The sequence below is a fragment of the Neptuniibacter marinus genome, from assembly GCF_001597725.1.
GTDB classification, from domain to species: domain Bacteria; phylum Pseudomonadota; class Gammaproteobacteria; order Pseudomonadales; family Balneatricaceae; genus Neptuniibacter; species Neptuniibacter marinus.
In genome coordinates, this window is sequence record NZ_LUTR01000013.1 from 43,258 (window position 1) to 56,612 (window position 13,355).

Genomic DNA, 13,355 nt, shown 5'->3' on the forward strand with positions numbered 1-13,355 from the left:
GACAGAATTATGAGTGAAGATATTAATGTAAAAGATGGCCTACGTGAGTCAGCGACCTTTGATCGTACAACAATGACTGAGATTCGTCGTGCGGCAGAAACTGGTATTTACGATATTCGAGGTTTTGGTGCTAAGCGAAAGCTGCCACATTTTGATGATCTGCTGTTTTTAGGCGCTAGTATGTCCCGCTACCCACTGGAAGGGTACCGTGAAAAATGTAATACCTCGGTTACTTTAGGCTCTCGTTTTGCTAAAAAGCCGATTGTGATCGATATTCCCGTAACGATTGCCGGTATGAGTTTTGGTGCGTTATCCGCTAATGCAAAGGAAGCGCTGGGCCGTGGTGCCTCAATCATGGGTACATCGACCACAACCGGCGATGGTGGTATGACACCGGAAGAGCGTGGTCAGTCTAGTAAATTGGTGTATCAATACTTGCCATCCCGTTACGGCATGAATCCTGATGACTTACGTAAAGCGGATGCGATTGAAGTTGTACTAGGACAAGGTGCAAAACCCGGCGGTGGCGGTATGCTGCTTGGTCAGAAAATCACTGACCGCGTAGCTAAAATGCGTACCTTACCTATGGGTGTAGACCAGCGTTCTGCGTGCCGTCATCCAGATTGGACAGGCCCTGATGACTTAGCCATTAAGATTCAAGAACTGCGTGAAATCACTGATTGGCAAGTGCCGATTTATATCAAAGTGGGTGCTACCCGTACTTACTATGATGTGAAATTAGCGGTTAAAGCCGGTGCGGATGTGATCGTTGTTGATGGTATGCAAGGTGGTACCGCGGCGACTCAGGATGTCTTTATTGAACATGTAGGTATCCCAACATTGGCGGCGATCCCACAAGCGGTTCAAGCGCTACAAGAGATGGGCATGCACCGTAAAGTTCAGTTGATTGTCTCCGGTGGTATTCGCAACGGTGCCGATGTTGCTAAATGTATGGCATTAGGTGCTGATGCGGTCGCAATTGGTACGGCTGCTTTAGTTGCTTTAGGTTGTAACCACCCTAAGTATGATGAGGAGTTTAAGCAGATAGGTTCGGCTGCTGGCTTTTATGATGATTACCATGAAGGCAAAGACCCTGCCGGTATCTCTACCCAAAATCCTGATTTAATGAAGCGTTTAGATCCTGTTGAAGCCGGTCGTAAACTCGCTAACTACCTCAATGTGTTGACCTTAGAAGCACAAACTTTAGCCCGTGCCTGCGGTAAGAATGACTTACGTAACTTAGAGCCGGAAGATCTTGTAGCCCTTACGGTTGAGTCCGCAGCAATGGCACGTGTTCCACTCGCGGGTACAAGCTGGGTGCCTGGTCAGAAATACTAAATAACCCATGTTTTAAATAGCGATACCGTGAGATGAAAATTCATCTCACGTGGCTTTCTGCATCTTAAAACAGCATTTAACAGACTTTAAGGAGGGGCCTTTTAGGGTCACTTTTGAAATGAAAAGTACAGATACTAACGAATTTATTCTTAAAACCAATTGTGTCGCAGGTAGTGGAATAGTCGCTGCTGTGTCCTCTTTTCTATCTGAAAGAGGTTGTTATATCAGTGAAATGAACCAGTTTGATGATCCTGAAAGTGGTCAGTTTTTTATGAGGATGCGATTTCATGTGGAATCAGGCGAATATGAGTTAGAAAAGCTGTCAGCAGAGTTTGTGGCTATCTCTGAGAAGTTCAAGATGGATTGGCGAATGGTGGCCGCGAATGCACCTACCAAGACATTGATCATGGTGAGTAAGTTTGATCACTGTTTGGATGATTTAATGTACCGCTTGCACAAAGGTGAGATCAATATGGAGATCACTGCCATTGTTTCCAATCACAAAGATTTACGTCCAATGGCCGAGCGAGAGGGTATCCGCTTCATTCACTTACCAGTGACTAAAGATAATAAGCCCGAACAGGAGCAGGCATTGTTAGACGTTGTTGAAGAGACCGGCACTGAGTTGGTTGTTTTAGCACGCTATATGCAGATCCTTTCGGATAATTTATGTAAAGAGTTGAGTGGCCGTGCAATCAATATTCACCACTCATTCCTACCCGGTTTTAAAGGGGCTAAACCTTATCATCAAGCCCATACCCGCGGCGTTAAATTAATCGGTGCTACCGCTCACTATGTTACGTCGGACCTTGATGAAGGGCCTATCATTGAGCAGTCTGTTCAGCCCGTTGATCACACCTATAGTCCAGAAGCGTTGGTCGCTGTAGGTCGTGATACTGAAACCGTTGCGCTTGCGCGTGCCGTAAAGCGTCATGTTGATCACCGAGTTTTTCTTGATGGCAACAAAACCGTTGTCTTTAAGTAGGAGAGATAAGCATGACCGTATTAATTAATGGCAAGCTGATCTCCCAGCAAGTGATCGACAAAACAGCTGAAGAGGTTACAGCCTTTGATGAGCGTTTCGGCCTAGCGCCGGGTCTTGCTGTTGTGCTTGTGGGCGAAGATCCCGCGAGTCAGGTTTATGTACGGAATAAAGTGAAACGTGCAGAAGAGGTTGGAATTAGGTCGTTGGAGTATAAGTTGCCAGCCGATAGTTCGCAGGCGATGTTGAATGACCTAATCCAAACACTCAACGCAGATCCTAGTGTTCATGGCATTTTGGTACAGCTGCCGCTGCCTAACCATCTGAATGAAGAGGAAGTTCTATTAGATATAGATCCTGCTAAGGATGTTGATGGCTTCCACCCTCTAAATGTTGGCGCATTAGCCTGCGGGGAGGCATCGCTTGTTCCCTGTACGCCTATGGGCTGCATGATCATGTTAGAACATGTACACCAGGATCTTAGTGGTAAAAGGGCGGTTGTTATCGGTCGATCCAATATTGTTGGAAAGCCCATGGCTGCACTGTTATTACAAGCAAACTGCACGGTTACGATTGTGCATTCACGGACGAAAGATATTGAGTCGATCTGTTCGCAGGCAGATATCGTTGTGGCGGCCATTGGTCGCCCAGAGATGGTTAAAGCCAGCTGGATTAAACCGGGGGCGACCGTGATCGATGTTGGTATTAATGCCATCGAGCGGGATGGCAAACGTAAGCTTGTGGGTGACGTCGATTTTGCCGACGTTGAACCTGTTACTAGTGCTATTACGCCGGTTCCTGGAGGGGTAGGTCCTATGACGATTGCTTGCTTAATGAAAAACACAGTTCAAGCAGCGTTAGATCAAGAACTGAAACGTCAGGCTTTTTTAGCGCAGTAATTACAGTAAAAACAGGCATCAAAGCATATATCGAGCTAATAGATTGTGCATTGATTCGATTTTCTCACTGAGCGATATGACATTTAAGGAGGGAGAGGAATGCCTTTCTCACTATTAAAATATGGTCTAAATAAAGACTATCCGTTTGAACAGCACGCGGATTTACCAAAGCCAACTGTGCTGAAGTCTCATTATGATGTCGTTATTATCGGCGGTGGGGGGCATGGTGTTGCCACCGCTTATTACCTAGCTAAGTATCACGGTATCAATAATGTTGCGATCTTAGAAAAAAGCTATTTAGGTGGTGGTAATACGGCCCGTAATACAGCGGTTATTCGTTCGAACTATCTCACCTCGGAAGGGGTTAAGTTTTACAGTGAATCGGTCAAACTCTTTAAGGAGTTATCCAATGAGTTTGATTTCAATATTATGTATTCACAACGCGGACAGCTGACACTTGCACATACTGATGCGGCGGTGCGCGGCTTTCGTCAACGAGCAGAAGTTAATAAACATTTTGGCGGTAAGACTGAGCTGATTGATCCTCAACAGATCAGAGAGCTTGTACCGACCTTAAATATGAATCCTGCCGATATGCCGGTACTAGCAGGTTTGTGGCATATGGATGGTGCAACAGCTCGCCATGATGCGGTGGCTTGGGGTTATGCCAAAGGCGCTACACAGAGAGGCGTTGAGTTACATCAGTTGACAGAGGTAACTGATGTTATTGTCGAGCAGGGCAAAGTTACGGGCGTTAAAACCAACCGCGGTAATGTGAGCTGTGGCTGTGTAGTGCAAGCGGTGGCGGGTCATAGTTCGCTTTTAGCTGCAAAAGCCGGCTTTAAAATGCCGATCACAACTTTCCCATTACAGGCGATGGTAACTCAGCCTGTTAAACCGTTTTTAGACCCACTAGTCAGTTCTCCATCCTTGCATTGCTATGTTCAGCAAACAGGGCGTGGCGAATTAGTTTTTGGCGGCGGCTCCGATCCTTATCCTTTATATAGCACCCGTTCAACCATGGATTTAAAAGAGAGCTTATTAGCCAACGCAGTCGAGCTCTTTCCCTTTATGGCCAATATGCGGTTAATGCGCCAATGGGCGGGTCTAACGGATATAACATCCGATTACAGCCCGATTATGGGACTGAGCCCCGTGGACAACTACTATCTTGATGCGGGATGGGGTACTTGGGGATTTAAATCAACACCGATTTGCGGCAAATCAATGGCTGAGATGGTGGCGAGTGGCGGCAAGGTGCCTGAGCTTATTAAGCCCTTCTCTATGGATCGCTTCAACTCCTTCCGCCAAGTTAACGAAATGGGCGCGACTGCGGCTAGCCACTGATTGGATGAGGTAAGAATTATGAAAATGATGAATTGCCCATTAAACGGGCTACGAAATATAAGTGAGTTTGTGCATGGGGGCGAGGTGAAAGAGATGCCTGATCCCAATAGTTGCAGTGATAAAGAGTGGGCTGATTACGTCTTCTTCTCTGACAATGCCATCTCTGTAGTAACCGAGTGGTGGTTGCATGCACCTTCTGGTTATTGGTTTATTGCTGAACGGCATACCGGAAGCGATGAAATTTTAAAAACCTATGACCCTTCAGTACTTTTTAGTGAACGTGTTGAGTTTAGTGCACCTGCGACGGAGGTTAAGGCATGAATGATACCAATATGCGCTTAAATGCCCCAATGGGGTTGTTGCTTAATCGTAATGAGCAGGTTGAGTTTCTTTTTGAAGGGCAGCGTTATCAAGGTTATGCAGGTGATTGTATTGCCAGTGCATTATTAGCTAATGATCAGTGGTTGATGTCCCGTTCTTTCAAATACCATCGTCCTCGTGGGCCTTTAACTATGGCGGGGCAAGATGCCAATACCTTAGTGCAGCTCGGTGGTGATCCAAATGCGTTGGCAGATAGAACGGCCATTGCACCGAATATGCAGATCGAAGGGCAGAATTACAACGGTACTCTAGATAAAGACCGTGATGCTATTCTGGGTAATTTTGGCCGTTTTATGCCTGTAGGTTTCTACTATCGCTCATTTTTTAAACCTATGGGTGTTTGGGATAAATGGGAAGGTTATATTCGCGAAAAAGCGGGTTTAGGTAAGTTAGATCTGAACTTTACCCCAGAATATTATGATAAAAAATATCTCTTCACCGATGTTATGGTGGTTGGCTCAGGCCCTGCGGGTTTAAGTGCTGCGCTTAAGGCAGCGGACGGTGGTGCTAAGGTTTTATTGGTTGAAGAGATGCCGTTAATGGGTGGCGCTTTAGCCTATAACCGTTTTGATATAGAGGGCATCACGGCTGATCGCTTACGTGCAGAACTGATCGCAAAAGTAGAAGAGCATGACAATATCACCGTTATGGTCGATACCGTGTGTAATGCGTGGTTTACCGATAACTATTTACCTTTGATTCAAGGTAAGCGCCTATTCAAGGTGAGGGCCAAAGAGTGCATTATCGCCTCGGGTGCTTATGAACAGCACGTTGTATTCCGTAATAATGACCTTCCGGGTGTTGTTATGTGTAGTGCCGCTACGCGAATGATGAAGCTTTATGCCATTAAACCGGGTGAGAGCTCTGTTGTATTAACCGGTAATGATGATGGCTATTTGACGGCCTTAGAGCTTAGCGATCAAGGGGTGAATGTTAAAGCGGTCGTTGATATGCGTGAAGGTGTCGCAACGCCTGAGTTGATCGATGCTTTATCTGAGCGTGATATCACCTTGCATCAAGGCTATACCGTGTATGAAGCACTTGCAGAAAAGGGCAATAAACGCATTAAAGGGGTGGATGTTCGTAAAATCACCGCTAAAGGTGAGGTCGGTAACGCCAGCCGTATTATTGACTGTGATCTGCTCTGTATGTCGGCCGGTTATATGCCTGCTTACCAGCTGTTATGCCAAGCAGGTGCACAGCTTAGTTATGCGGATGAGTTGGCTGAATTTACTTTGTCAAAGCTGCCGGAGCATCTACATATTGCCGGTTCCGTGAACGGTATACACCAGTTAGATTCAGTAGTCGCCGATGGGCAACGGGCTGCTCAGCTTGCTTTGAATAATTTAAATCTTAGTGATGAACTACCTGGCAAAGTTAGCTGTAGGGTTAAGCCGAACTTTGATTGGCCGATCTTTAGTCACCCTAAAGGTAAAGACTTTGTCGATTTTGATGAAGATCTACAGGCGAAAGATATAGTCAATGCGACGCGATTAGGCTATCGCGATGTACAGTTGGTTAAACGTTTCTCCACAGTGGGTATGGGGCCTTCACAAGGACGGCACTCTGCGCTACCGACGGCTCGTTTAGTTGCAAACTCAACAGATAGAACGGTAACTGAAACCGGTGTGACAACGGCCAGACCTCCGTTTGCGCCGGAGAAACTTGCACATATTGCCGGTCGTATATTTGATCCTTACCGTCGTACACCTATGCATCATCGACACCTTGAATTAGGGGCCAAAATGATCCCTGCAGGTAATTGGAGGCGTCCGGCCTTTTATGGTGATCCCAATAAGCGAGATGCGTGTATCCATGCGGAATCGGTACATGTGAGGAATAAAGTAGGTTTGATCGATGTTAGTACATTAGGGGGTATTGAGTTAAAAGGCCCTGATGCGGCAGAGTTTATGAATCGTATCTATACCTTTGCTTTTTTAAAGCAGCCAGTCGGTAAAACGCGCTATGCGGTATACACCAATGAGCATGGTGTAGTGATTGATGATGGTGTTGCCTGTCGAATAGCTGAGGACCACTTTTACGTGACTGCCACAACCAGTGGAGTTGACCGTGTTTATCGAGATATGACTAAGTGGAATACTCAATGGCGTTTAGATGTAGATATTCTGAATGTGACTTCAGCTTATTGTGCCGTGAACTTAGCGGGGCCTGACGCTCGTAAAGTGCTAGAAAAGTTAGTCACAGGTACCGACCTTTCGACGGAAGGTTTTCCATTTTTGGCATACGGTGAAGCTGATGTGGCAGGTATTCCTGCACGCTTGCTCCGTGTGGGCTTTGTGGGTGAGTTGGGTTATGAGATTCATGTACCGTCACGCTATGGCGAAGCTTTATGGGATCTGCTGATGGAAGCTGGCGAAGCGTTTGATATCAAACCTTTTGGTGTTGAAACCCAACGTTTATTACGTCTTGAAAAAGGCCACGTTATTGTTAGCCAAGATACGGATGGAATGAGCCATCCAGGAGAGCTATCAATGAATTGGGCGGTTAATAGGAAGAAACCTTTCTTTGTTGGTTGTCGCTCAGTGGATATTGTTATGGCGCAGCCTCAAACACGTAAGTTGGTAGGTTTTGCTTTACCGGCAGAGAGTAAAAAACCTGAGGAGGGGCATCTTGTATTAGAAGGTGATGGGATTACCGGTAATGTCACTTCATGTGAATACTCTCCAGCGATGAAGAAAATAGTGGGTTTGGCTTTTGCTGGTATTAATTCTAGCGAACCTGGCGACAACATTAGTATCCGTGTTGATGGTCAGATTGTCGAAGCAGAGGTGGTTAGTCTGCCGTTTTATGATCCAAACAATGCAAGACAGGAGATGTAGTGATGGAAGAGATAACGAAGAACATTGTTAAGCCAGAGACTTATCTTGCCCGTAGCCCATTGTATAGAGTACATGAAGCAGCGGGTGCACACTTTGAAGCGTGCGCTTCTGCAGCTCAAGTTGCCTCTTATGGTGATCAGTCTGAACCTCTTGCTGCCTTAATTGACCTGTCGGTACAGCATAGGTTTGGAATACGAGGCGCCAATGCTATAGCCGCGTTGAGTGCGGCGGGTTTATCGGTTCCGGAAAAGCCAAACCAATGTTTGAATTCAGCTAATGGTGAGACTGTATTGCGTCTTGGCAAAACTGAGTTTTGGGTATTAGGGGCGATGGAGAGCGGTACCTGCTCGGCGGATTCTAGTGCATTTGCCGATTGTTATCCGGTTTATTGCCAAGATAGTCATGCATGCTTACTACTGAGTGGTGAGCAGCTGCCTGATATTATGGCCAAGCTTTGTGGTGTTGACCTGTCTGAATCGGTGTTTCCTAAAGGCTCTATAGCACAAACCTCTGTTGCAAGAATTAATGCGATTATCAGCCATCTACCGGATAAAGAAGGTACTCACTTTGTCATTTTGTGTGATAGCGCAGCGGCTGAATACCTTTGGGCTTGTCTGTTGGATGCAATGGATGAGTTTGGAGGTAAAGCAGCGGGTCTGAATTATCTTTTTTAAACTTAGGTTTTGAGTACTTCTTGTTAAAAATCAATTAGTAACCTCTTGGCAATTTATACATGTTGTTGAGGTGGATCTATTACCCCCAAATCGATTACTGGTTCCCAGCTGATGTCGATTTAACCCCCAACCGGCGCTCTGCCTCTGTGCATAGTGTCGGTTTTTTATGTCAGCCATTTTATTTTTAAAAACCTACCCCTTTTGGGGTACCCAATGAAGAGAATTGTGTTGGCGTGGCTAATGGTAAATATTGTTCCTATTGAAACCTTAATTAATTGTCACCAGAAGGTGGCGGTAAACCTTAATTGGATTATTACTTGGAGGTCATTATGGAGCCTGAAAGTGTTTCTGTTGTTACAAGTAAGCCTATTTATAGATCTGAGATAAGTGATGCTCCTTGTGCTTATAGCCTGTTTATTTGTGAACAATTAAGCACTGCTTTTTCAGACCTATATCAGAGCAAAACCGTAGCTAAAAAAGATCTTGTTGATGACGGGGATCTAGACAGTGTTAAGGATCAATCAGTGAGGTTATTAGCCGATGCACCTGCGGCCACCTTGGTTTACTTATCGGGTACCGAAAAGTACATGTGGTTAGTGGGGGAGCAGTTAAAAGCTTTAGGCGTGACAGAAGATCAGATGGTTATGCTGCCGCCTTTGAATACGGAACGTAGTGTTTTTTGCTGCCACTGTTATACGGTAACCGATCATGTAGTAACAGCCCCAGCAACCTGCGCAGGATGCGGAAAACTGTTAGCTGTTACCGATCATTTTGCTAAATCACATGCGGCGTATTTTGGTTATCAAGTCAATGCAGAAAACGCGACTGAGATCCCAGAAAGTGTGGAGTTAAGCTAATGAGTAATCAAATAAAAGTAGAAGTAGCCAGTATTTGCCAAGTAGCTCCAACCATCCGCGAATTTACCTTAGAGGCTATAGACGATGAACTTTATCCCTTTTCGCCGGGAGCACATGTTGTTGTTGAGATGCCGAGCGCAAAGAAGATATATAAAAACGCATACTCCCTGTTGAGTGACCCTGCGGATACCAATCGTTACCGTATAGCCGTTCGTTTACAGGAGGCGTCTAGGGGCGGCTCTATCTATATGCATGAGCAGGTAAAGGTCGGCGATCAATTACTAATTAGCCCACCCTCCAATTTGTTTTCTCCCTTCTGGCTAGCTAAAAAACACTTGATGTTAGCTGGAGGCGTTGGGGTGACACCCTTTATGTCATATATCCCTGAAATGCTTCGTCGTAATGCTGATTTTGAACTTCATTATATGTATCGCAGTTTGCAAACCGGCGCTTATAAAAATGAGCTTTCTGAGCAGTTAGGCGATAAGTACTTTGGTTATGACTCTGACCGTCATACGCGCTGTGATGTTACAGAACTATTAAGCCAGCAGCCTTTAGGCACGCATATCTATATTTGCGGCCCCGAATCATTAATTCAGGCGGTGGAGGAGGCAGCACAAACCTTAGGCTTACCTGCCAGTGTTATTCATTCAGAAGAGTTTGCGGCACCTAAACCAGGGATGCCCTTTATTGCTGAAATTAAATCCAGCGGGCAGCAAGTAGAAGTCAGTGCTGAAGATAGCTTGCTAGAAGCGCTAGAAGCATCAGATATTTCCGTACCTAACTTATGTCGAGGCGGCGTTTGTGGTCAGTGTGTTTGTACTGTTGAAGAGGGCGATATAGATCACCGTGATCAATACCTCTCGGATGATGAGAAAGCGGCAGGTAAAACCATAATGCCTTGTGTTTCTCGTGCTGCGGGTGAACGTCTGGTCTTGGATATTTAAGGAGAACTAATAATGCGAGTTGCACCCAAAGAAGTTGAAACGTTCCGTGATGATTTTACTTACTCGAACAGTCCTGAGGCGATAAAACGTTTTCCTTTTCCCTTTCCTGAAGATGAGTACCGTTATTCCGTTAATATGGAGCCACATACTCCGAAAGGTCGTGAGGGCTCAGCCTATGAGCATTTTCTTGATATTGATGAGCACTACCTATCAGAAATGACTGAGCGCAAGTTAGTACTTGATGCTATGCCCCATCGTTGTCTTGCGATGGATCATATGGAGCTTGCTTGTTGGGATATGCTTGAGCGGTTAATGACGTCCTTAGCTGAAGACTATTCTGATTACTTCAAACTGACCATTGAGGGTGATCAGTGGACATGGGAAAACAAACTCCTCAATATCCACGACACTTTTACCTTTGGTGATAGTAGTACGTTACCTAAACCACCGTTGGAATATATTGGTTGCCAGGTACAGGGTGACTTTGCTCTTTTAGATCAACGCGATGGCGATCTTTTTCTCGATGCAGGAATGGTCACATGTCCAGCAGATTGGTCGCTCGCGTTTGATGCTGGGATGAGCTTCAAGGAGTGGCATGGTCCTGTACCTATGGCTCATAACGAAGGTATTTTTGAGCGTGCATTGAAATATCTGACGGCCATGCAAGTGGGTAGTCCCATCCGCCGTTTAAACTGGACATTAACCGTCAACGCTCGTATGGATACCTCACCTGAAACTTATCATGAGTGGGGGCACGAAAGGACCTCTGTGACGCCGGAGAACGTCGGTGAAAAAGTTTATCTGCGTGTTGAGGTACAAGTGATGGATCGTATGCCGCGCAGTAATGCACTGATGTTTATTATCCGTACTTATCTGATTAGCTTGGAGGATATTGCCACTAATCCAGAATGGGCAAAACGGATGCATCGGACGATGAAAACACTACCCGCACCGTTGATCGAGTATAAGGGATTAAACCGTTATCATTCGATGGTGGTTGATTACCTATCTCAATTTGATCCTGCTAATTAATCAGGCTCTGCATTATAGCCCTCTTTTGAGGGCTCTATTATAAAGAAAAAATGCGTCTATCAAGGCGATTAGTGATGGGCTGAATAGCTGATCTATTTCTATCTGTATGAAAGAATATTTATTTAGAGGGTGAACTCAATGGGTTGGGTCTATTTAGCGATAGCTGGATTGATAGAGTGTGGTTGGGCTATAGGTTTAAAGTATAGTGATGGCTTTACAAGGCTTTGGCCTTCAGTAATAAGTGCGGTACTCATTGTGGTTAGCTTAGGACTTTTGTCTTTAGCTATGCGAACTATCCCCGTTGGTACCGCTTATGCTGCTTGGTCTGGTATCGGTGCTGTAGCTCTAGCGAGTTATGGGATTATATTTTTAGGAGAGTCCGGTAGCTTTGTGCGTATTTTATGTATTTTTCTGATTGTCACAGGTCTTGCTGGGCTGAAATTTTTTGAGTAAAAAATGTTTATGGACACAGAGGTATGACTTTGAAAGAGATTAAAGTGGATCTGGTTGATTACACATGTAATCAAGACACTAAGGATATGATGGATCTGCTGGCGTGCTATGCGCTCGATATTATGGGGGGAGGTGATCCTCTCAGTGAATATACTAAGGTTAACTTGGCGTCGGAATTAGCTAAGTTGCCTCACGCCTTCTCTTTTATCTGTTACGTGGATAAGAAACCAGCTGGTCTTATCAATTGCTTCGATGCTTTCTCTACCTTTAAGTGTAAACCCATTATCAATATCCACGATGTAATTGTGCTGCCAGAGTATAGAGGCTTAGGGCTTAGCCAAATAATGCTCAAAAAAGTGGAAGAGGTGGCTGAACATAAAGGTTGCTGCAAACTTACACTTGAAGTTCTCGAGGCTAATCAACCTGCACAAGCTGCCTATACCAAGTTTGGGTTTTCTGGTTATGAGTTAAATCCTAAGATAGGTCAGGCCCTTTTTTGGGAAAAAACACTTTAATCGACCTCCCTCCTATTTAGCTGAATCTAAGTTCAGCTACCTTTCTCGCGCCATATGAAGTGTGCAAAATAAAGTATGCAAAAAAAGTAATGTTGGTCACCTATTAAAACCTATTCATGAAAAAGTTTTATGTTAATGTTAAGTAGGCTTATGAGTTGTTCCCTTAATGTTAGCCTTGCTCAAGTGTGTAGGAGGTATTATGTCTGACCGTAATCAGAGTGAAATCCCACAGGCAGCGTTCGATTGGTATGATGATTATGCCCATGGGGGTATTGATCGCCGCACCTTTTTGAAAAAGTTAGGAACATTAACGGCTGTTGGTTACTCAATGACTGTATTGACCTCTGCGTTATTACCTAACTATGCCTTAGCTGAACAGGTCTCTTTTAATGATCCTGAAATATTGGCGACTTATGAAACCTTTGATTCGCCTTTAGGTCACGATGAAGGGCAGGGTTACTTAGTGGTACCTAAAAACATCTCAGGGCCGTTGCCTGTTGTGTTGGTTATCCATGAGAATCGAGGTCTTAATCCCTATATTAAAGATGTTGCTCGCCGTTTAGCTAAAGCTGGTTTTATCGCCTTTGCGCCGGATGCTCTGTTTCCTTTAGGCGGCTACCCAGGAAATGATGATGAGGGTAGGGCGATGCAGAAAAACCTTGAGCGTTCGAAAATAGAACAGGATTTTTTAGCCGCGGCTAAATTTATCAAAGCCCATCCGAACAGTAATGGCCATCTCGGCGCGGTAGGGTTTTGTTTTGGTGGTTATATTGTGAACTATTTAGCAGCCGTTGAATCTAATCTCCTTTCTGCAGGCGTGCCGTTTTATGGCACGCCAGCTGCAGCGGAATTAAGAGAGAATATTAAAGCGCCGTTGTTGGTTCAATTAGGTGAGTTGGATGAACGGGTTAATAAGACATGGCCTGATTATGAAAAAGATCTGAAGCGTTTACATGTTCCTTATGAAGTACATGTTTATAAAGGCGCTAATCATGGCTTCCATAATGACTCAACTGCTCGGTATGATAAGCCAAATGCTGAGTTAGCATGGCAACGAACTATCGAATTTTTCCAAAACAAGTTAAGTTAG

Annotated in this window: 13 protein-coding genes; all 13 read left to right on the forward strand. The window is 44.9% G+C overall.

The window, feature by feature from the left end; translation table 11 throughout:
• Positions 1–9: 9 nt before the first annotated feature.
• On the forward strand, positions 10–1,338 hold the full coding sequence (locus tag A3774_RS10225; protein WP_067866873.1) for an FMN-binding glutamate synthase family protein: 1,329 nt from the start codon (positions 10–12) through the stop codon (positions 1,336–1,338).
• 118 nt (positions 1,339–1,456) lie between these two features.
• Entirely contained in the window at positions 1,457–2,323 is an 867-nt protein-coding gene (purU, locus tag A3774_RS10230) for a formyltetrahydrofolate deformylase (RefSeq protein WP_067866875.1), read from the forward strand.
• Between the two features lie 11 nt (positions 2,324–2,334).
• Positions 2,335–3,219: a bifunctional methylenetetrahydrofolate dehydrogenase/methenyltetrahydrofolate cyclohydrolase FolD gene (gene folD, locus A3774_RS10235; protein WP_067866877.1), complete on the forward strand. Its 885-nt coding sequence runs from the start codon at positions 2,335–2,337 to the stop codon at positions 3,217–3,219.
• A gap of 99 nt (positions 3,220–3,318) precedes the next feature.
• Positions 3,319–4,566 (forward strand): FAD-dependent oxidoreductase, encoded by a 1,248-nt coding sequence (locus tag A3774_RS10240; protein WP_067866878.1) that lies wholly within the window; start codon positions 3,319–3,321, stop codon positions 4,564–4,566.
• Between the two features lie 18 nt (positions 4,567–4,584).
• Positions 4,585–4,887: a sarcosine oxidase subunit delta gene (locus A3774_RS10245; protein WP_067866880.1), complete on the forward strand. Its 303-nt coding sequence runs from the start codon at positions 4,585–4,587 to the stop codon at positions 4,885–4,887.
• Positions 4,884–7,787: a 2Fe-2S iron-sulfur cluster-binding protein gene (locus tag A3774_RS10250; protein WP_067866882.1), complete on the forward strand. Its 2,904-nt coding sequence runs from the start codon at positions 4,884–4,886 to the stop codon at positions 7,785–7,787. Before A3774_RS10245 ends, A3774_RS10250 begins: the two co-directional genes overlap by 4 nt.
• 2 nt (positions 7,788–7,789) lie before the next feature.
• The gene (locus tag A3774_RS10255) at positions 7,790–8,461 is read left to right on the forward strand and encodes an aminomethyltransferase family protein (RefSeq protein WP_067866884.1); all 672 of its coding nucleotides are present in this window, start codon (positions 7,790–7,792) and stop codon (positions 8,459–8,461) included.
• Positions 8,462–8,790: 329 nt separating this feature from the next.
• The gene (locus tag A3774_RS10260; protein WP_067866886.1) at positions 8,791–9,318 is read left to right on the forward strand and encodes a dimethylamine monooxygenase subunit DmmA family protein; all 528 of its coding nucleotides are present in this window, start codon (positions 8,791–8,793) and stop codon (positions 9,316–9,318) included.
• A complete protein-coding gene (locus A3774_RS10265; protein WP_067866888.1) occupies positions 9,318–10,265 on the forward strand; it encodes a PDR/VanB family oxidoreductase in 948 nt (315 codons plus the stop codon). The genes A3774_RS10260 and A3774_RS10265 overlap by 1 nt, the downstream gene beginning before the upstream one ends.
• A gap of 12 nt (positions 10,266–10,277) precedes the next feature.
• A complete protein-coding gene (locus A3774_RS10270) occupies positions 10,278–11,297 on the forward strand; it encodes a heme-dependent oxidative N-demethylase family protein (RefSeq protein WP_067866890.1) in 1,020 nt (339 codons plus the stop codon).
• A gap of 138 nt (positions 11,298–11,435) precedes the next feature.
• Complete coding sequence (locus tag A3774_RS10275; protein ID WP_067866892.1) at positions 11,436–11,750, forward strand: DMT family transporter; 315 nt, start codon at positions 11,436–11,438, stop codon at positions 11,748–11,750.
• Between the two features lie 23 nt (positions 11,751–11,773).
• The gene (locus A3774_RS10280) at positions 11,774–12,265 is read left to right on the forward strand and encodes a GNAT family N-acetyltransferase (RefSeq protein WP_197468052.1); all 492 of its coding nucleotides are present in this window, start codon (positions 11,774–11,776) and stop codon (positions 12,263–12,265) included.
• Between the two features lie 199 nt (positions 12,266–12,464).
• Positions 12,465–13,355: a dienelactone hydrolase family protein gene (locus A3774_RS10285; RefSeq protein WP_067866894.1), complete on the forward strand. Its 891-nt coding sequence runs from the start codon at positions 12,465–12,467 to the stop codon at positions 13,353–13,355.